Genomic DNA, 22,356 nt, shown 5'->3' on the forward strand with positions numbered 1-22,356 from the left:
GCGTGCCGCAGCTCCCCGCCCACGGCAGGCTCACGGAAACGCGGCCTGAATGCCGACGCCGGGGCCGCGGCCGGTTACCACCGGTCCCGCGGCCCCGGCGCTTTCACGCGGGGGCGTCGGTCACACGACGTGACGCAGATCACCGCCCACGACCAGCTCGCAGAAGCGCGACGTCTGGTCGCCGGCGTCGAGCAACCGCGCGTCGGGCTTGATCAGCCGTGCGCCCGGGTCGAGGTCGATCGAGACCACCGTGGCGTGCGCGGACTGCGGGGGCTGCGTCGCCTGCGCCGTGCTCTGCTCCAGCCAGCGCACCGTGCCGAGCACGTTCACCGCCCACAGCTGCTCGCCGGGCACCACGCCCATCACCAGCGAGCGGGCACCCGGACCGGCCTCCAGCAGGGTCGCCTCCAACCGCGCCACCTCTTCGGCCACCGGCCCCTGCCACTCGCGCTTGGCGAGCGCGATGCGTTCGCGGTAGCCGAGCGGACCGGTCGGCGACACCTCCGTGGTGCCGGCCGGCGCCTCCTTGGGTTCTGCCTGCCCGCGGTACGCGGCCGCCCGGGTCTCGGCCTGCTCGACCAACTGCTGCACGACCTGGCGCCGGAACTCGTCCTTCGTGGTGGTCACGTAGGAACGGGCCTGCTTGACGATGCCGTCGAGCGCCGTGGCACGTTGCGCGTGATCGTGCTCGTCGATCGCCTGGTAGTCGTGCAGCATCCGGTCGAAGGCCACCACCCGCGAGAACGACCGGCTGCCGGAGGCCGCGGGATCGGTGGTGTGCGCGCGGAAGCGCTCCGGGTCCAGGAGGTCGACCGCCTTGGCCTGCTGGTCGGCGTCGACGGCGTGGCTCACGGCAGGGGCCTCGACCTGCTCGGCGGGCTTGTGCGCGTCGGCCTGCTTGTCCGCGCCGGCCGTGTGGACCGCCGCGGCCTCATGCGGCACGGTGACCGCCGGTGCCGCCGCGTTCTTGAAGAGGACGGGCTTCACGGGGACGCCGAGATGCTCGCTCATGCGCCGCGCGGTGTTGGCAAGCCACTGCTGCGCCTCCCCCGCGTCGACACTCGGCCGGATCTTGTTGCTCATGTACCGGCCGGACTTGTCCGTCAGCTCCCACGCCCCCGAGGCGCGATCGTACGAGAGCTCTCCGCTGACCCGCGCGGGCCGGACGGCGGTGGTGCCGTCCTCACGGAAGCCGGCCGCGACCGTGGGATGCCCCTGGTTGTCGATGCCCGCCTTGAGCTGCTCCAGGGTCAGCTCCGGATCCGCCTGCCGCATGTGCGACCAGAGCTCGTCGAGCTCCTCCGGCGTCATCACCGACAGGACCTGGTCGCTGCCGATACTGATCCGCCCGTCCTCGTCGACGGCGTAGTGCCACACGCCGTCCGTGCGCTCCAGCAGCGCCGGCTTGAAGTCCTCCAGCCGGTACCACAGCGGGTTGAGGCGGACCTGGTCGAGCGCCACGTGGTCGCGCTCACGGTCCTTGACCTTCTTCGGGCCCGCCAGGGGACCGTAGTCGCGGTCCAGTTTCCTGGTGCCGGTGCCCGCGACATGCGCGCCGTGGGCGATGGTGGGCTGTTCCGCGTCCCTGGCCCGGATCGCCATGCCGAGGGCGGAACTGAGGGCCTCGGCCGCGTTGCGCACCCACCGGGAAACGGTGGCCGCCTCCACACCGGGGCGGACGGCAGGGCCCACATAACGACTGGACGCGTCGATCGTCCACTGACCCGTGATCGGATCACGGAACAGCTCACCACCGACACGAGCAGAACCGATCACGGTGGTGCCGGACTCGTCGAACCCCGCGGCGACGGTCGGCACGCCCTGATCGTTGAGGTACCCCTTCAGCTGCTCCATCGTGAGATCGGGGTGAGCGGTCCTCATCGCGTCGAAGAGCTCCTTGCGCTCTTCCTCGCCCGCAATCGACCAGACATCCTCACTACCGATGAAGAACTGCCCGTCCTCATCGATCGCGTACGCCCAGACACCGCCGCGCTCCAACAACGCCGGCTTGAAGTCCTCCACCCGGTACCACAGAGGATTCAGACGGACCTGAGGCGGAACGGCGTCGTCCTTCTCGCCGCGCTTCACCGTCTTCGGCTGAACCGCCGGACCATACAACTCATCCAGCGACCCGCCCTCCCCGGGCGCCGAGGTCTCGGCGGCACGGGCCACACCGTCACCGGCGCCCCCAACGATCCGCGAACCCTCCGACCGCAGCAATCCGTCGTCCGCCTCCCGCGAGACCGACCGGACGCCCAACAAATCCACCTGCTCGGCCGCTTTGACCGCGGTGACGGGGTCGGTTTGGGTTACCGCCTCGGCCGGCTCGTGAACCTCCGACCCAGCGGTCCACACACCGGCGTCGGCGCGCTCCCCGGTCAGCGGCAGCACGACGGCGCGGCCCGCCCCGTCCGCGGGCACGACGCGCATCCGCGACTCGTCCGCCGCCAGTTCGTACGCCACCGCGTCCCGCGGCAGGATCGCCCGCAGTTCCTCCCAGTTCGCGACACGACCGATCCAGCCGTTGTCGCCCCGCAGCACGTACCCCTGCTCGTGCAGGAAATCGTCCCCGAACCGCGTCCAACGCCCCCGCAGAGCCCTGCCGTCCGGCAGCAGCACCGTCCCGGCGGAACCGACCTCGTAACCATACGACCGCGACGAGTGCAGGAACGGCCGGCTGAACGCGTGGAACACCTCCGCGCCCTTGCCGCTCTCCGGCATGGCGAACAGGTGCTCCAGCTCCCGCTCCGGCAAGCCGTGGCGCTCGGCCATGATCGTGATCTCGCGGCCCGTCTCCCAGCCCTCGGCCTGCGGGTCCAGTCCGTGGTCGCGCGAGCCGCCGTCGAGGCCGAGCCGCATGACGCGTTCGTGCTTCGCCACCTCCTTCTGCCGTGCAAGGCCCTTGTGTACGTGGTCTACCAACCGGATCACGTCCCGGATCGCAGGTTCCGTGAGCCCTCCGCCCACCAGCGACCGCGCCGGACCCACGTCGCGCCCGATCACCGAGGCGTGCACTGTCAGGTAGAGGGCGGCATCGCGCAGCTCTTCCAGAGCTTCCTCCATGTCTGTCGGCACCCAGCCACTCGACGACAGGGCGTCGACAGCCCTGTAGACGCGCATCGCCAGACCCGCGAAGTCCGCGGCTTGGGCCTCCGTGTACGTGAGGAGGTGCTCGACCGTCACATCGCGCAGCCCCGCCGCCTGGTCGTGCAGCGAATACGGCACCCCGAAGTTCTGGGCGATATCCAGCGTCTCATGCAGCGTGTGGTAGGCCAGCTCCTCCCGGTGGTCGTAGTGCAGCCGCCAGAAAGCGAAGATCCCCCAGGCAACCGCGGCGATCTCGTGCTGTGACGCCCCGGCCCATTGCGCCAGCTTGAACATGCGCATCGCGGTGAACGACTGCCCCGCCCACACGGGGATACGCAGCTCGCGCGCGAGAATCGTCGACGCCGCGTTCTCGTCCCGCGTCGACGGGTGGGTCGTGCCGTCATCGAGGCGGTTCTGAGCGCGATCGGCCGTGGAGGAGGTGCGGCGGCCGTGCTCGTCGACGCGGGTGGTGCTTTGTTCCTCCTCTCGACGATCGTCGGGCAACCGCCGGGTGCCGTACGTCACCGGGTAGTGGCGGGACTCCTTGAAGTACTCCATGAGGTCGTGCAGAACCATCATCTTGTCGCGTATGCCGAACCCGGCGGGATCACGCAGGACTCCCGCCATGCCACCCCGCTCCCACACGGTCGTCGCCAGGTGCCGGAGGTCCTCGGGTAGATTCTTCGCCCGGAAGTGCCGGAGGTAGGTGCCCAGTTCCCTGCCATCGACGTGCGACACGCCCGATTCCATCTCACCGAGCATCCTCTCCCCGTTCGGGAGGGCCCGCACATGTGCGTGGATGCGGACGATCAGGATGTCCAGGAGCTGCTCGACATGCCCCTCGGACTCCACCCGCAGGGCGAGTTCCTTCTCCTGGTGTCGGCTCGGCTTCGCCGCGATCCAGCCCAGCAGGCCCCGTGCGAGGTCCGTGTAGGTGTCGACCTTGATTTGCTGCCGCTTCGCACCGAACTGGGGGTGCTTGCCCACCTCGGCGTCCAGCACGGCGTGGTACCCCCGGTGCCCGGTCGGCTCCACGATCAGTCTCGCCAGCCGCTTTTGAATGCGGTCGCGATCATGCGCATAGGCGCGCCGCTCCGCCGCGCTCAGCGCCAAGCTGTGATGCTCCTGCTGCAGGCTCCTCTCGATGGCCGAGATCTGGTCAGCGAGGAACTTCTTCTGCTGTCGCAGCATGCGGTCGGGCAGCTTCGCGATCTCATCCTGGAGATCGCTCTCCGATTCGCCATCCCACTGGGGCCCGGCGAGCTGCGGGGAGCGCCATCCCAGCACCCCCCAGATTCTGCCGACGACCGACGAACTACTCGCGGCATCCGCCTGACGGGTCTTCCACTCGAGCTGGCTCCGCAGCAGCCGCAACTCGTGCTCGTACTCCTCCTCCAGCTCCTTCGTCGCTTTCCGGAACTGCTCGGTCAGGTTAACGCCCGCCACCGTCAGCGCTCCCCCGATCATCTTTCCCGGATGTGTCCCGAGCTGCTCGGAGAACTCCGCCGCGACCGCCCGGGCCGCCGCCTCTCCGCCCCCCACGAGCTGGGCCGCCACGGCGATCCGCGCCACAGCGTGGGCGTCACGCATCACCCGCACGTGCCGCTCCGAGCCGAACGCCACAGCCGGGGCTCCCAGGAGTTCCTCGGCCCGGACCATGGCGACACGGAACGCCGGCGCCGGAAGATCGCGCATCTCGTCCGGGAGCAGCGCGTCGTCCCTGCCCGAGAGGTCGCCCAGCCCCAGTTCCACCATCCGCCGCTCGGCGGCGTCAAATCGCGACTCCGCGGCGGCCAGACGCTGCTGGTGCGCATCGACCGACTGCGCGTCCGCCGAGGAACCCGCACCCGCGATCCGCTCCTGGACCGCCCACCGGCTCGAGAACGCGGCGGTCAGCTCCCCGACGGCCTCGGCGAACTGTGTCATGGCTTCAACAGACTCGGTGTGCGAGGTGTCGGCGACAGAGACGAGCTCGGGCTGGGGCTCGGTGCCGGTCGGGTTCGGCCGGACCACCGGCCGCGCCAGCTCGCGGCTGAAGCGGTCGAACCACTGCCGCTCCACCGGCTCGACCGGTGTCTGGCGCGCGATCTGGGCCTTCAATGTCTCGCCCGCCGTCACCGAATCTTGCGCCGCTGTCGGCTGCAGGCCGCCCGCGTACAGCCCCCGGCGGCCGGCGTTCTCGCCGAGCTCCCTGGCCTTGGCCTTGGCCATGGCCTTGGCCGCGTCCACGCCGTCCTCGCGAACGGCCCGCGCGATCTGACCCAGAGCCTTCATCCGCCGCTCCCGCGACGCCTGCGCCACCACGTCATGGCCGATGATCGGCGTCGGCGGATCGACCCGCTGCTGGATATCGAGGGCCGTCTTGACCTCGTCAAGGGTCAGACCGTGCAACGCCGGCTCATTCGCGATCGCTTCGCTCACGGCCTCGTCGTACGTGCCAACGTGCGCCTCCGTCTGCGGGACGGCACCGCTGTCCGGCAGCTCCGCGAGTTGCGAGCGGTCTACCCCCTTGCCCTTCCAGGTCTCGGCGGCGCGTGGGACGGCGGCGAGGTATGCGTCGCCGCGCCGGTAGACGGTCACCTGCGGAAGGGGGTCGGAGGTGTCGGCGGACGCACCGGAGTACGACTGGTGGGAGCCGTCCTCCTGGACCACGGTCAGGTCCACCTCCAGCGTCTGCGCGGTCAGCCGGGCGGCCACGTCGGCCGTCTCCGCGTCCCAGCCGCGCGCCGTCCGCAGGTTGGTCCTGACCAGGTTGCGGGTCACGTTCTTCGGCAGCTGTCCGCCGCTCGCCGCCGAGTGCCGGACCCGCCTGCGCAGTTCGGGTTCGTACGGGAAGGCTCGGTCCACTGCGGCGTCCAGTTCCCAGCTGTAGAAGACCGCCTGAGGGTCGAGACGGGCCCCTTCCGGCAGATGCCGGCTGCGGGCGACCCTCCCCGCCAGGGTTGCGGAGTCCCCGGAGCGGCCGCCCCTGGCCTTAAGGACAGCGGCGTAGAAGCCGTTTCCGTCATCCTGCGGCTGGTGCAGGTCGAAGATCCGGCTGCTTCCGTCGGGTTCCGTGACGGTGAGGGTGCGGTGGTCTGCCGCCGCGTCGAACTGCCGCTGCTGGTCGGTTGCGCCTTGGCGCAGCCAGGGCGCACTGGTGTGCGCCTGTCTCACGTCGGCGTCCTGCCGCGCGGCCTTCGGCGCCGGGGTCGCGGGAGCCTTCTGCTTCGTCTTGGGCTTCGTCTCCGGCTTGTCCCTCACCTCGGGGGCCGGCGGTGCGGAGAGGACCGCCTTGGCCGGCTCGGGGATGTCCTTGATCTGGTCGCGGCCCTGCGGGGAGGCCTGCAGCTGGTACCAGCTGGTGAGCCGGTCGGCGAGCCCGCGCACTCGGGCGTACTCCTCCGAGAGGGCCTCAGCGTAGCCGAGATGGGCATCCAGGTCGGCCTTGACCTCGTCGAGCCGCTGCTGCGCGGCGTCCCGCGCGTCCTGGGCGGCGGCGACCTGCCGCGCCCGGTCCAGCATTGTCCGCGCCTGTTCGATCTGCTCGGACAGCACCTGGGCCCAGCCGTCGTGGGCGGGTTCGGCCCAGTCGTCTTGCCTTTCGAGCGCGTGGAGCGCCTCGAGGGCGTCCTCCACCGTCGGCACGGGCTGCGGGTCACCGTGAGTGAGGGTGTTCAGCACCTCCTCGGCGGCGGCCAGTTCGGCCTCCCGCTTGGCGGCGTCGCCGCGGCGCAGGTCCCAGTACGCCTTGTCGGCGGCAGTCCACTTCTTGTCCGCCTTGCTGACCGAGTCCCAGGACTCGGCCACCTTGGTCGGGAAGTTGACGCCGTCGACCAGGCCGAGCTGCCGGGCGACGTCCTCGCGCACCCAGGCCAGCACCGTGGCGTCGGTCTCCATTGCCTGCGGCTCCCGTTGCGGGTTGCCGAAGGCGCTGCGGACCGCCTTGACCGGGGTGCTGTCCTTCACGTGGTGGTGGACCTGCGCGATCGACAGCCACTTCGCGGGGATAGCAAACAGGAACGCCCGGCCCTTGTCCGGCTTGACGTTCACCGAGGCAAGCCGCTCACCCGCCGGGCCGATGGTCACGGAGTCGACCTCCTGCGAGCCCGAACCGCTGCCTATCTGGCTGGTGCCGACCGCCGGGGAGGAGGTGGTCGGCCCGGCGGTCAGGATGTGTTCGGCCGCACCGACACGGGAGGAGGACGAACCGATGCCGTGCACGTCCCGCTTGGGCGTCTCAAACTTCATTCCGTCCGCGACGGCCATCAGCCGGGCGCCGGTGAAGTCAGGCTTGGAGTAAATTGCGAGACTGCCGTCCGCACCGCCGAAGAAGCCGCGGTCGGCCAGCCCCGCCACCTGGTAGCCCTCCGGCGTCAGAGTCCGATGGAAGAAGGCCGTCAGCGCCCCGTTGGACGTGCCGTCCTCCAGGCTCTGGGCCGCCCCCGTGCCGGCACGGGTCAACGGCGTGTCCTTCGCCTGTGCCAGGAGGTCCGCGCCGAGCGGGCCCTGATCGGGCACCGACAGCGACGCGTCGTACGCGGCGCCCAGGGCCAGCGTGTTGGCGGTGTGCAGACCGTCCAGGCCCACGATGGCCCGGACGGCAAAGCCCATCTCGGGCATCTCGAACGGCTTGACCTCGGCACCGGCACCGCGGTGCCGGACGTCGTGCCAACCGCCCGCACCGAGCGACTGCGGCAAGGGGACCTGGCGCGGCGGACGGTCCTGCGTCGGCAGCCGCGGTTCGAGCGAATCGACCTGCCGGGTCCCCTCATCAGCGTCGGGCCGCATCAGGCTGAGCGGGAGGTGCTCGATCAGTTGGCCCGCCCTCTCCTGCACCGAGATCGTGTGCCGCCGCCGCCCGGTCCACATCCGCAGCCATCGGCCGGCCGTGTCCTTCAGCCTGCCCGCGCCGCTGTGCGCGACGGCCGGGTTGGCCGGCTCGGCGTCGGTGATCTCCATCTCGAGCCGCAGCTCGTACTCCGTGGTGTACTCCGCGTGCGCCTGCGTGGTCGAGATGGACGAGAACTCGACGGTGCCGTCGTTCCGCGTCTGGACGCTCCCCTGCACCGACGAACCCGCCTGCGAATACGTCGGGCCCGCGGACGTGACCACGGGGTCGGCTGTGTGCGCGCTTTCGGAGCTCGCGACACCGATCAGCTTGCCGGAGGCCCGGCCGTGGGCCAGCTGCACGGATTCCACAGCCTGGCGGTGCTCCTGCAGATCCACACTGTGGCCCAGGCCGCCGAAGCCGTCCCCGGAGCCCTTCACGGGTACCAAAGTGGCCCGCAGGCGCACTTGCCGGTGACCGATCCACGTCTGGGCCCACTCCGCACCCCAGCGGCCGATGCGCGCTGGCACCGAGGAACCCGTGCCCGCCATCTCCTTGTTGATGGCCCGCACCACACGGCTCGACACCAGTCGGCGCAGTTGCTCCCGGTCCTGCGCGGATAGCCCCAGCGGTTTCAGTCGGTCCTCGAACCCGCGCAGCGCAGCGGCTGTGTGGAGCGAGTTGACCGGCCAGCTGCCGAAGGGGTGGTCCCGCAGCCACGGGAAAGGCGACCAGGTTCGCTTGGTGTACAGCGGCACGTCCCCGAAGCCGTCCTTCAGCACCCCGAGCCGGTAGGCGCTCTTCTCAGGAAGGTGGCCCAGCCAACCGTTGGGGACCACCAGCCTGCGTCCCGACGCTCCGACCAGGGAGGCGGGAAGGTGGCTCCTACCGTGTGCCCATGCGCCGATCCGGTCGGAGGCAGCCGCGATCTCATGATTCACCGGAGCGGTGACCAGGACCTGGCGTCCGGTGTCCTGGCGGCTGATCTCTGCGATCGCCGCCCGCTGAACCGTCGCCGACCTGGAAACGTCCGACCGATACGGACTGAGCGCCACGGTGTAGCTGCCGGTGACGCCGTCCCCCACGTGATGGACCCGCCAGAGCCCCAGTTGACCGCCGAAGAACAGCGTGCTGATCTTCGCGTTGCTGCCGCCGACCTGCGTGACACCGCCGATGGTGGTGTCGGTCTCCAGCTTCTCCGCCGCGGTCAGGGCGGTCATACCGCCCGAGACGCTGGTCCGGTGAACCAGCCACGTCGACCGGTTCAGATACGGCGCCGGGGCCCACAGCTCCGGAGCCCGCCACCCCGCCTCAGCGGTGCTCTGGTCGAAGTTCGCTCGCAGATGGCTGCTCTCGGTTATGCGCACCGCCGCGTCATGCACGGGGGCGCCCTTCCGCGTCACCAGCCACGAACCGCCCGACGCCTCCCTGAGCACCTCCTCGACGGCGCCGGTGAGCTGCTTGGCACCCGTCACGGAGATCGTCAGATGGGGGTGGGCCAACAAGGCGGCGTCTGACGCCTGCCACGTCGGGAGCTGTCCGGTTCCCAGAGCCAGGTTTCGAGCGTCCTCGGGGGACAGTGTCTCCGCCTTCGGGGGGGACAGTGTCTCCGTCTTCGGCTGGTCGTCGGAGCGAGCCGGGGCGGGCACGGGCGTGTGCTCGACCGGGATGCTCAGCAGCACCCGGCCCAGACCCGGTGCCTCCGGCGTACCGCCGGACTCCGGGTGCCGGATCAGGGTATGTTCCCGCTCGCCGAACACGAACGGCTGCGTCCCCAGTGCGTTCAGGAGCAGCAGGCCACGCAGCCACCTGCGGGGCCGCCAGTAGCCGCCGCGCTGGGCGTCGAGGCTGATCCGGTAGCTGTACAGATGGGAGTCGCTGGTACCGATGGACATGGCCTCGTGCGCGGCGCCCATGCCGTAACCGCTTTCGGACACCTTGCCCAGGCCGACCCGCGCGCCCACCGACGCGGTACCCGCCTGCACCGTCCGACCGGTGTGGTCGGTGGCCGTGTCGCGCACTGACACCAGACCCTCAAGACCGCCCTGCAGCGAGCGGGACCCACTCTGCTGGCCAGCCAGGCTCTCGGTGCCCGGGGCGCTGAACCGAAGCCGCAGGTCCTCCTGCTTTCCCTCGTACCGCCGCCCGGTCAGCTTCGCGTCCACCCATACGTAGCGATGGCCCCGCGACAGCCTGGCCGACTCGACCAGGTCGATGCGCAGACCGGTGGTCATCATCGTCTCAAGGTTCGACGCCATACTGTGGTGCGACAGCTGGTTGAGGACCTCCAACGTATTATGCTGCACGGTCTGGAAGTGGTCGGCGTCACGCCACCGGGGATTGCGCGGGTTGAGTTCGCGCAGGGGCGCCACCAGGTCCGGATATGCCTTGCCGACCTCCTTCAGTACCGCGTCGGCAAAATATTCCGGGAAGGTCACCTTCCTGCCGTCGATCTCACGGCTGATCTTCCCGTTCGCGAAGGTGAACTCCTCCACCCGGCTCATTCCCAGCGTCGACGGATCGGCCTCCGTCAGGTACGCCGGAGTCTTGGGTGCCTCCCCGGTCGGCCTGACCTGGCCAATCCCGGCCAACCGATGGGCTTCGGTGTGGGGCAGACGCTCGACCGCCCATGTCTGGAACGTCCGGGAACTCGGCGGCTCGCTCCACTGCTGCGGCGAGTTCTTCCGCAGCTTCCCGCGCTGCTCCTCCTTGTCGCGTGCGGCATCAGGCAGCGCCGCCTTCGTGTCGGGCGGCGCGGTCACCATGACCGTCTTCTGCACCAGGTACAGACCTGTGGTGGCACCTTTGACCTGCGCGGCGGCCTTGACGGCCGCCGAGCCGCCCGAGCCGGCTCTCCGGCTCCGCGACGCGCCGTAGCGGGCAGTGAGTCCGGCCAGCAGCCGCAGGTCGAAGGCGCCGTTCTCCAGCCCAAACAACTGGAACCCGGGACCCACCGACACGCCGACCTCGGCGCCGTAGGACTTCGCGATACGCCGGTCGGTGCGCGCCGTACCCTGCGCGATGTCCCGCAGCTCCGCCGCCGTCGTCTCGCTGATCAGCACCGCGTCGCCGGACTCCACCCTCACCGAGAACACGCCCAGCGGGTCGCTGCCGTTTCTGCCGCCGAACAGCGGGGGGGTGTACACGGGACCCGAGTTCAGCACACGGGACATCGCGTGGAAGCCGTCGGTGGAGAAGAAGCGCTCGATCTGTGCAGCGGCCATGCTGTCCGGCCTCACCCCGGCCTGCTGCATCACCCATTGGTTGATGTGGCGCACCGGGCCGAAGGCCTCGGTGCTCACCGTACGGAAGTGGGACTCGGCACCGAGCTTCATCCGGGGCGGCAGCGATTCGCCGTCGGTGCCACCGGTCAAGGAGTCGGCGATCCGCACCATGAGACCGTCACGTACGGCGAAGCCGAACTCCACCGCCCGTCGGGCCCTGGCCGCCCCTTGCGGCACCGGCCGTCCGCTCAGTTCGATGGGGAAGCCGTGGCTGTCCTTGACCACGAAATCGAACCGGACGTCGTCGAGATGGACATGCGAGTTGTCCGTGGTGCGGGTCTCGGTCTGGTTCACCACCTGCCGCTGCTGGTTGTACTGAGCCTGCTTACCAAAGTTGAGCTGCAGGTGCAACCGTCCCCACGCGGACAGCAACTGCTTGACGGGTCCTAGGGGCGCCGTCGGGGCGAACCCGACGGAGGTTCCGTTGACGTCCATCCGACCGCTGGTGGTGGTAGACCGCTGCATGGTGTCGACCTTGGCCGGGTTCGCGTATCCGAAAGTGAACCGCTCCCAGTTCCCGTACGGACGTGCGGTTACCTCCAGGATCCGGGTCTTCCCGTCCCCCGCCTCGTAGACGAATGTCGCGCCGTCGCCGAAGAACCCCTGCGGGTTGTTCTGCAGACTGTGCCTCACCCTGTCCAGCAGACCGAAGCCGTCATGCGCCCCGCTCCCCTTGACGGGAGCCGGGCGGCTGCCGGCCGATTGGTCCAGCCGCTCGCCGAGTGCCCGTACGACAAGGTCGATGCCGCGAAGCGTGTGGTCGCCCTGGCCGAGGGCGAACGAACGGCCCACGACGTCCTGCGGCAGATCGGGAAGCAGGGAACCGACGCCGCCGGTCATGTAGGGGGGCAGCTCGGTGCCGTCGCTGAACCGCACCGGGCCGGTGGAGAGCGGCGCGGGCGGCAGTTGCAGGTCGAGTCGCGGCGGCCGCCGCTCGTCCAGGTCCACACCGATCGAAGCGAGGCGTGGGAGCCGGGGGGCCATCCGCTCGGGCTCCCGGACCGGGCCGGGGGCCTTCTCCTCGGGAATAATGGCCAGTCGGGCGGACCCGAGCGTGCGCTCCGGCGCGCCGCCCATGGCGGTGCCGTTCTCGCTGTACAGGGGATGTCCGGGAATGCCTTCCGTGGTAGGCAGGAAGGAGACCGCGCCGTCGGGCGCGTGCACGGGGAAGCCCGCCTGTCCGTCTAGGAACACCACACCGTTGTGATCACGCGTCACATTCACTACGTGGTCAATGCCGCCGGCGGCGTCCTCGATCACCGCCATGCCCCGAGACCCGACCGGTGCCGCGGACATCGCGGCCACGACCGCCTGCGGCCCGGACACCGGATCCGGATCACGATCCAGGTAGTTCTCCAGGTAGTTCCGCAGCCCCGACGTCTCCCCCATGTTCTGCCGGACAGCACCAGGGTCCGAAGGCGGAGCCTGATGAACACCACCGTCGCGCAGCGTCATGTCGACCGCGATCGCGGTCAGAACACAGTTCGTCTCGAAGCCGCCACCCTGCTCCCGATACGGATTGACCTCCTCCAGCCACCCATACGCCGAACGCAACTCCTCATGCGGACGGACAAGCGCCGAAGCACCCGCACCCGCGGCCCCCAGACGGCGCTGCCCCGACGCCGAGGAGGACGCCGCGGCGTCGCGCGACGTGCCGACGCGCGCGTCGCGGGTCCGCCCCGGGCCACGCTGCGGGCCCCTCTGCGCACTCCGCTGCGGGATCGCCTCCTGCCGGTCGGTCCTGCCGCCCCGGGTGGTCGCCGCGCCGCCCGCCTCGGCGGCTTGACTCGGGGCGGACCTGCTGCTTTGCATGCGCCCGGGGGCACTGCTGTGACCGTTGCGTGGGACACGCGACTCCTGCGCGACGGCGGACACCCCGGATGCGGCAGCTGTGGGCTGCGGACGCAGGACCGGCTTCGGCCTCGCACCCGTCAGGTAGTCGGTGATCTTGTCCAGGTCCTCGGCGGCGAACCCCTTGGTGAACTTGGTCCTCACCTCCGGCGGCTTCACATGGTTCTTCTGTGCGCCGTACACCCAGTCCGGGTGCAGCGCGTCGTGCAGGTTGTTGACGCCCTGTGCCTTGGTGAGCGCCATCTTCTCGACCAGGAACTTGCCCGAGCGGGTGGGTGGCGCCGTCACCGTGAGTCGCTCGTAACCGGTCGCCAGCGACAGGCCCACGCCTCCCTTGCCGTTCTTGGGCGGCGCGCTGAGCAGCGAATCGTTCTTGGCGTGCCACTTGGCCATCCGGGCACCGCCCACGCTGTCCGGTTCCTCCATGTACCGGACGGTGTGACCGGCGAGCGCCATCGCCTCCAGGTTGCCGCTGCGGAAGCCGAGGTGCCGCAGGCTGCCGCTGTTCATCCGCAGGTGCTCGTACAGCTTCATCTGGCCGATGCGGGTGTTGCCGCCCCACGACGTCAGCGCCGCCTTGCCCGCGGCGTCGGTGTCCCAGAAGTGCGTCAGGTTGTGGACCTCGAGGCCCTTGCCCCTGAACTCCTCGACGATCTCCGCGTATTTGCCCTTGTGCGCGGGGTTGGCATACGCGTCACCGGCGATGACGACCAGCGGTCCTTTCCCGCTCGTCTCACCCTTCACCGGCGCCAGCCGCCCGAGGATGTCCCGGACCCCCTGGTACGAGGTGTCGTGCTCGACGTGCACGTCCCCCTTCTTGCCGCTGAACCGCGACCACAGGACGATCGTGTCCCGATCCTTCGACGGCTCGATGCCCCGCTGCGCGAGCCAGTCGCCGAGGTTCGCCCTCTGCTCCGCGGAGAAGCCCTCCTCGTCCAGCTTCCAGCCCGCACGCACCAGATGCCTGACGCGCAGCGAGAAGTTGTCCGCCACCCATGTCGTCCCCTCACTCACGGGGGACACCCGCTGCCTTTCGGCAGCGGAGGGCACGCGTCCGTAGACCTGCTCAAGGGCCCGGTTCACGGCCTTGTCCGGTTTCTCACCCTGTGCCAACTCGACCAGGTGCACACGCGAGGAGTCGATCCCGCTGTCCCGGTAGAAGGCCGCGATGCCCGGTCCCTTGTCCTGCGCCTCGCGGCCGGGAATCTTTGTGTAGACGACGACATGCAGATCCGGGTCGGCCATCAGCGCCGCCGCGATGCCGAACTGGTCGCCCGTGGCGTAGCCCGGCTGCTTCACGACCCGCGTCCGGGGCTGCTGGCGCTTTTGCAGCGCTGCGCCCAGATCGCCGCCCAGACGCTTTTGCCCTACGGCCCGCGCGAGGTCATGCCCCATGGACGGGGTGTCCAGGGCCTCCGCGAATCGCGGCCGACCCAGCGCGGCGGCCAGCTTCATGCTCAGCTCGGTCTTCTCCGGCCCACTCAGTCGTAGCTGGCCCGCGAGGTCCCGCCCGGCATCCGGCCGGCCCAGCGCCGCGGCCAGTTCCAGGTCCAGCTCCGGGTGCTCCAGCACGAACGCAGCGCGTTGTGCGTCCGTGAGCCCCCGATCCCCGACCTTGACGCCTTCGTGCACCTTGTTCAGCAGCTCCGGACGGTTGAGCCGCTCGCGCAGCACGTCCGTCAGGTCGCCTTCCGGCACGGCATCGCGGACGCCGTGCGCCGGCGACTGAAGCGCCGTCGTCTGACCCTGTGCGGTGCCTGGTGCACGGTCCTGCGCGAGAGCACGGCCGGTGCTCGCCCCCTCGATGAACTCCGGGCGCCGGCTCTCCGTCGTGAGCGCCGTGCCACGGTCCGCGCCCCTGTCCAGCGGGACCGCACGCGCCGTGGTGTTCCGCGGCTCCACATGCATGCTGGGGGCGCCACCGATGGTGGCATTGCGGGCCCGTCCCGCGAGGTGCCGGGCGATCGCCTCCTGCCGGAACACGGAGTTGCCGCGGGTGAACGTCGCACCACGGGAGGACTGCAGTTCCCGGTGCGCCTGGTGCACCTTCCAGGGCGACACCTTCGTCCCGCCCATCCCCGTCAAGTGGCTGTTCACCGACCGGACGAAGAAGTCGTCCACCTCGGTGGTCTGCGGCCCGCCGTACAGCGCGTCGGCGATCTGCCGGGCCCGGGCGGGCAGCGGCTGCGCCAGAGCGGCGGTGTCCAGCTCGTCGTAGGCGCGCTGCGTCCGCAGGTCGAAGAACCCGTCCTCCCGGCTCCCCTGCGGCAGCAGGTCCTGGACCCGCTGTCCGAGTTCGTGCTGCTCGGCTCCCGGCATCCGGTGCCAGGCGCTGCCGTCCATCAGAGCGTCGGTCTCGTGCCGCAGCCCCGAGATCCAGTCCTCCATCCGGGGTTTGACCAGACCGTCCAGCAGGCCCTTGACCTGCTCGTGGAACAGGGCGACCTGCTTGCGGTCCTTCACACCGTGGGTCAGTGCCTGATAGTGCGCGTCCGCCACGATCCGCACGGTCTCGCGCTGCTGCCCGAACCGGTCCGCCAGAGCGCGCAGGCCGACCATGTCCTCCGCCCGGCCGAGCTGGTCGATCTCCTTGCTGATCTCGGCGCGCACCTGGTTCATGACCTCGTGAACGGCCCGTTCCACGGGGCCCTTGGGCTTGGCATCCACGATTCTCCTGAAGGCGATGTTCACCGTGGATTGGTCGGAGCCCAGCTCCGTCCGGGCCTTCGACTGGTACAACCCGCCCAGAGTGCTCGGGTGCTGCGGGGCGGACTCCGTGCGCAGCAGCTCGATCCAGTCCTTGCCCGGGTGGTTGACGAACAGGTCCACCATCCGGACGGCGTGCCCGCGGCGCACCTTCACGGCCTGCTTGCCGGCATCCGTCCGGACCGACATCGCGTCCGCCCCGGCCTCCGCGATGAGTTTGTCCAGGCGACCCCTCATCGCCGCGCGTTCGCCCTTGAACGTGTCCGCCAGTGCGCGTAGTTCGTTGAGGTCCCGGGCCTGGCCGAGCCGGGCGATCTCACTGTTGATGTGCTGCTTTATGCGGCTGTGCACCTCGCGCAGGCGCTCGAGGTCCGGCCCGGCCGGCGTCACGCCCTCGATGTTCCGCATCGCCTGCGGCAGGTCCCAGTCGTGGAGCTCACTGTGGACCAGGCTCTGGTACGCCGTGGCCGTGTGCTGGAGCTCGTTGCCCGAGAGCGTGTCCACCCGGCGGCCGTGGACGTTCGCCAGGGTGACGACGCCCCCGTCCTTCGAGCCCGTGTGGTTCTCCTGGCTGAGGAACTCCCATCCGTTGCTGCCGTGCCACATCAGGTTCGCGACCTCGAAGAGCCTGCCCTGCGGTATGGCACCGGCGTACTCGCCCGCGCCGTACCAGTCCGTCGGCCGCTGCTCCCGCCGGAACTGCACCGGGAAAGGCATCTTCGAGTCAGGCGACTGGTAGTGCCATACCGTCATCCGGTCCGCGTCCGCGTGCGGCGTCACCGCGTAGGCGCATCCGTTCATCGTCGGTGTCACCACGAGACGAGGATCGGACAGCCCGGGCTCCCGCAGCACCTCCGTGTGCCCGACGGTGTTCGTGTAGTCCTGCGCACCACGCGTCAGGTACGGCACGAACGCGGCGTTGACATAGTCGCCGTCCGGCCGCACGGCGGGCAGGGACGTCCCCTCCTGGAACCCGAAGCGCTCCGCGCCGTAGCGCTGCACGTACCACTCGACCGCCGGCGCGATCGCGAAAACGGGCTTCCCGCTCGTGTCCACACCCCGCTCGACCAGGACGAACCGGTGCTCGGACAGATGCCCCTCGCGTCCCGGGAGCACGTCCAACGCGTCGAAGAAATGCTGCCGGTCCGCCGCGCCGAGGCCACCCGCATGGATCTCCAGGCCGTGGGCCATGTCCATCGACAGGACGTTCCCCTGCAGGAACGTCCTGGGGTCCACACTCAGCAGCACCTCGGGAGCGGAGTGGTCCGTCACCGGGGAGGCGTGCGTGGTGTGAGCCTGGTCGCCCGACTGCGTGGCCGACGCGGCCGCCGTCTCGTCGTTGACACCACCGCGCATGCCAGGGCGGTGGCCGTGCCCGGACAGCCGCTCGGCCAGATCCCGCGCGGCGTCCAGGCCGTGCTCGTGCAGCTCCTGTCCGATCCGGCCCAGGTCGCGCATCCGTCCTCGCTGCGGCATCCCCGGGATCGCGGGGTCGGTGCGGTCCTGGATGCGGATGGCGTCCCGCACCTCGTCGTCGGTCAGACCGTTCAGCAGCGGCTCCTCGGCGCGCGCCTCGTGCACGGCCTGGCCGAAGTCGTGCTGATCGTGATCCAGCTCCACCGAGGCGGCGGCCGGACCGCGGTCCATATCCTTGCCCTTGTCCACCGTGTTCGAGGGCAGCGAGTCCGACTCGTGCAGACTCACCTCTTCGTCACCGAAGCGGCCGGTCCGGGGCAGGGCGGTGACCCCGTCCAGATCTCCGGCGGTGTGGACGACGCCGCCCCCGGCCGAGTCGTGCACCGTCTCGGGCGGCACCGGCATCGTCTCGTCGCCGTCGACCCGGGGCAGGACGGTGTCGGGCGTGCTCCTGTCGAAGGGGGCCCGGACGGAGCCCTGCGACACGTCGGCCGCCGCGTCGTGGAGACCGGGCAGCCGGCCCAGCATGTGTGCGACGACGACCTCTGCCTGCTTGACAGGCGTGAGCTGCCGGAACTCGGTCCCGAACTGCTCCGACAGCTGCCGGTGGACCTCCTGGATCCGACGGCTGTCGGGGTACACGCCCGTGTACCGCATCAGCAGGTCGGTTGCGGCCCTCACCGTCTGGCCCATCGAGCGCACCAGGGACTGGCTCACCAGCGCGGCCTGCATCTTCACCGACAGGTCCGCGAGACCCGGTCGGGCCTGCAGCAGCTCCTGGTGGACATCGTCGATCTGCGTGCGGGTGAAGGTGTGCTCGTAGCTACTGCGCAGCCACCTGTGGACCTCGCCCGCTAGGTCCAGGGCCGGGGAGTCGTCCTGCCCGGACGACTGCGCCCTTCCGCGCCCCTGCTCCCCGGGGCGGTGCGACGTGGCAGACACCGAGGTGGGGACCGTCGCGTCGGTGTGGGACAGGGCTCCGAGGGAACCGGCGGTGTCCCGCTCCGGGGTGACCTGCACCTGCACCTGGTCCTGGCGCTGCGGGGTGTGGTCCGTCTGCGTCCGCGTCTGGGAGCCGGCCGGCCCCTGGTGGTTCTGGGACGTCGGGACGGCCGGCGTCTCCTGCAGGCCGCCGGTGTGCTCGCGCAGCGGCACCGGGACGTCGACGTCGTCCCCGGGGGCGGGAGTGTGCCCCTCGGGGGCGGAGGCGTGGCCCTCGGGGGCCGGGCGCCCGGGGACGCTCTGCCCGCGCGCAGGCACGTCGGCTCGCCAGTCGCGGAAGGCGGGGTAGGACAGGCTGCTGAGGTCGGAGTAGTAGTCGCCGTCCCGCAGATCGCCGAGCCGGGACTGGAAGGCGTCCTCGTGGCGCGACTCGTGCGACAGCCAGGCGTGGGTCTTGTGCCCCTCGGGGGCGAACAACTGGTCGTACTTGACAACGCGCTCCGTGCGGAAGTCGTTGCCCAGCCTGCTGACCGTGTCCTCATGCAACTGGAAGGACTCAGTGCTGCCCGGGTGGCCCAAGATCTCGTGGAACGCGTGCGCGGACTCGCCGACCACGGCCTGCAGGTCGCCCTCGTGGCGGATCCGGTCAGGCAGCGTCGAGCGCAGGTCGTCGCGTACGTCGGTCCACTGCGGAGCGGAGTCACCGGTCTTCGGGGTGTCGCCCCAGCGGTCGGTGAAGTGCCGGCCGGCCGTGCTGCGCACGGAGTCGAGGTACTCGCCGATGACGCGCTGCCGCCCGTCCTCGCCGAAGTGGGCGAGGAACTCCTCATCCAGGTCCGCGAAGCGGTCCTGCACGTGCAGCGACTCCTCCGCCAGCCGGCCCCGGATGAAGTGCTCCCTCGCGATGCGGCCCGGGAGTTCGTCGATTGCTCGGGTGGTCGTCAGGTCCCACAGCGCACGGGGGCCGTCCCCGTCCCCGTACCGGAAGACGAGGTCGTACTGGGCGCGCAGGTCGCGCTGGAAGTCCAGCCGCACCTGCTGCACGAAGTCGTCCGGCAGCGCCTCGGCGCCCCGGGAGCTCCACTTGATGAGGTCGTCGAACTTCTCCCCGGTCCCCACCCGGATGTCGCGCTCCCGGGTCGCGATCGACCCGATGTCGTCGAACACGCCGTCCAGGAGCCGGTCGATCTGCCATCCCGTGTGCGCGGGCAGTTGGCCGCTGGTGTCGCCGTCGCGGACGAACCCGTCGAGGATCCGGTTCAGCTCCTCGTGCTTGCCTATGTAGTACTGCTCAAGCACGTTGAAGTCGTGCGTCTTGTCACGGAAGTGGTCGACGGAGGCGCCGTCGCCAAAGGTGTGCTCGACGAAGGTGAAGTCCTCGGGACGGGACCCGTCGGCTCCGTCCTTGAGCTTAGCGACGGGACCCTGAACGCCGTCGTCCGGGTACCCGTACGCCTTGGAGTCGTCCTTGACGTACGTCTGCAGATCGCGGTCCAAGACGTACTTCGAGGAAAGACCGTCGAACTGCGGCAGGTCGCCGCCCTCCCCGTACCGGTTGGCCTTGTAGGCGTCCAACTGCTCCTTGAAGCGGGCGGTGAACCTCTCGTTCTCGTCGGCCCGGACGAGGTACTTGTACGCGTTGTTCCTGGCGCGGTCGACGATGCGCGTGGAGGCGTCGGAGGAGACGTGGCCCGTCCGGTCGACCTCCGCGCGGAACTCTCGGGTGATGTCGTTGCGCCACCGCCACTTGGCGTTCTGCGCCTCGCGCCCGTCCCGGGCCAGGTGGGAACCGCCGAACAGGTCGTTCTCGGCGAACGTGTCATGGGCCTTGCCCCAGGCCGAGTCGAGGTCCTGCCGGTGGTACTCCAGGCGTGCCTCCGCCTCGACGACCGGCAGGTTCCTCGCGTCCTGCTCCTGCTTGAAGGCGTTCCACTCCGCGACCTTGCCCCTGCCCTCGGGGGCAGGGGTGTGCGCGGACTGCCGGCCGGGGGCGCCGCTGTCGGTGCTCGCGGCGTCGTCGCGGGCCAGGACGGTGTCGGCGTCATGACCGGGGCGGTCGCCGGGGCCGTGGGCGGTCTCGACGGCGCGGCCGCCGTCGTGGGCGCCGTCGTGGGCGCCGACGCCGGCATTGGTCCCGGATCCGACGTCGTGCTGCCTGGTCGCCGGCGTCTCGGACGCCGACGAGGCGAGGGAGTCCCCGGACCGCCCGGCGCCCGCGGTGTCCTCGGCGTCCGCCGAGGTCTGCGAGCGCGTGACCGTGTCGTCCGCCTCCGCCTTCCCGCCGTGGGGCTCGGCGGGGCGACGGCTGTCGCCGCCCCCGACACTGCGCGAGGGCTGCGGCGCGTCGTGCGTGCTGCGGGTGACACCGCTCGTCTCCGGTCCTCCCGGACGCGCCCCGCTCGGGGGTACGTCCGCGCCACGACCCGCGCCCGCCGACGGCTGCGCCTCCGGACGCGGCACCGCACCTTCCGGCGCGTTCGCGCCACGACCCGGAGCCCCCGTACCACGAACGCCCTCGGTAGCCGAACCGGCGCCATGCCCGGCCGACGGGGTCGTACCACCACCCGCGATCACCGACGGCTGCGCCTCCGGACGCGGCACCGCACCTTCCGGCGCGTTCGCGCCACGACCCGGAGCCCCGGTACCCCGGCCGCCCTCGGTAGCCGAACCGGCGCCATGACCGGCCGACGGGGTTCCACGGCCCACACCGGCTCCCGCGCCGGCGACGGCGTCGACGGCGTGTACGGACTCAGGCCCGGCGGCGTGCGAGGTAGCGGTGTCCGGCCGTACCGTCTCTCCCCCGTCGTCCGCGTGCGAAGTCGTCGTGGCCGGCGCGTCGTCCCTCGCACCGCCGGCGCGGGTCGGCACGCCGTTGCTCGGCAGGACGTTCTCCCGTACGCCTCCACTGTGCGGGACCGCCGTGCTCGGCGGGATCTCGTTCCGCACCTCGACGTCGCCGCCACCACCCCTGCCACCGGTGGCGTTCTGGTGCGCGGCCGGCGGGGTGGTGGTTTCTCCGGGCACGCCGCGGGTGCTGCGGGGCGGCCCGTCGAGGAACGCGTTCGGCGTCCCGGTCGTGGGGGTGGTGTCATTGCGGACGAGGTTCGACAGCTGTCCGCCGCCTCGCGTGGTGACGGGGCCGGCGGACGTGTTCACATCGGAGCCGGGGGCCGGGGTCGGGGGCCGCGTGGTGCCGGGCCTCTCCCCGCCGGGTCCTCCGGTCGTCGGCCGGACGTTGCCCGGCAGCGGCGTGGCATTGCCGGGGAGCCCGGCGTTCGGGCGGGGCGTGCCGGTCACCGGGTTCGTGACGCCGGCGTTCGTCGGCGGCGCGTGGTTGGTCTGGAAGACCGAGTTCGACGGGAACGCGGTGAGGTCTCCCACCGACGGCAGCCCGGTGCGCGGCACCACGGACGAGTTCGGGATCGAGGAGTTCACCGGGGTGGGTGTCGGCGTGGTCGTCGGGGTGGATAGGTGCGGGATCGCACCGCCGTTCGCGAGGTTGTGGGGGGCCTTCAGGATGTCGATGCCTCCCATCCCCCAGCCCATCCACACGCTCAGGCCGATGTTGATGCCTTCGCCGGCCCAGTCCATCTCGAAGGGCGCGTGTGCGGCCTTGGATCCCATGAAGTTGGCGAGCACGTCGGTGCCGAGCGTAGTGACCGCGTTGAGGGCCGTGTCGGCGGTGAAGGCGGCCGCGCGCCCGATCGCTGCGGCCGCGGAGGCGATCCTGGAGATGCCGAGCATGACGCTCTCGACCAGCTCGCCGACCAACTGGGTGAGCCGGCCCAGGAGTCCTCCGATACCGAACGAGGCGATGCCGAGGACCAGGCCGAAGATCGTGCTGAGGGCCTCGATCAGGTGCGCCCGGTTGATCTCCTTGATCGCCTTCTGCAGCTCGTCGGCATACTCGATGATCGCCTTCCCGATCTCCTGCGCCACCTCGCCCGCGTCCCAGATGGCGTGCCGGATGTTGTGGCGAGCCACTCCGCTCCAGACCACCTGCGCCGCGCGGCCAGCCTTGCCGGTCCAGCCGCCACCCATGGACTGGACGCTGCCGTCCATCGTCGTCAGGTACTCGTGCAGCTTCAGACCGGTGTTGATCCACTGATTGCCGAGATCGCGGATCTGGGAATCGTCGAAACTCGTAGGCATGGGGTGTGTGTCCTCACAAGCGGGCGGCCCCACGGGGCCGCCCGCTGGTCATTCGCTTCGGGTGGTGTCGGCTGATACGGATCGAGCGGACAGGGTGGGAAGATCGGT

Annotated in this window: 1 protein-coding gene; it reads right to left on the reverse strand. The window is 70.4% G+C overall.

The annotated features are described in order from the left end of the window. Positions 1-120: 120 nt before the first annotated feature. Positions 121-22,248, reverse strand: coding sequence for a toxin glutamine deamidase domain-containing protein (locus tag ABZ883_RS13290; protein WP_360905724.1), 22,128 nt, complete (start codon positions 22,246-22,248; stop codon positions 121-123). Positions 22,249-22,356 lie beyond the last annotated feature (108 nt).

Source organism: Streptomyces sp. NPDC046977, from assembly GCF_040644455.1.
Taxonomy (GTDB): domain Bacteria; phylum Actinomycetota; class Actinomycetes; order Streptomycetales; family Streptomycetaceae; genus Actinacidiphila.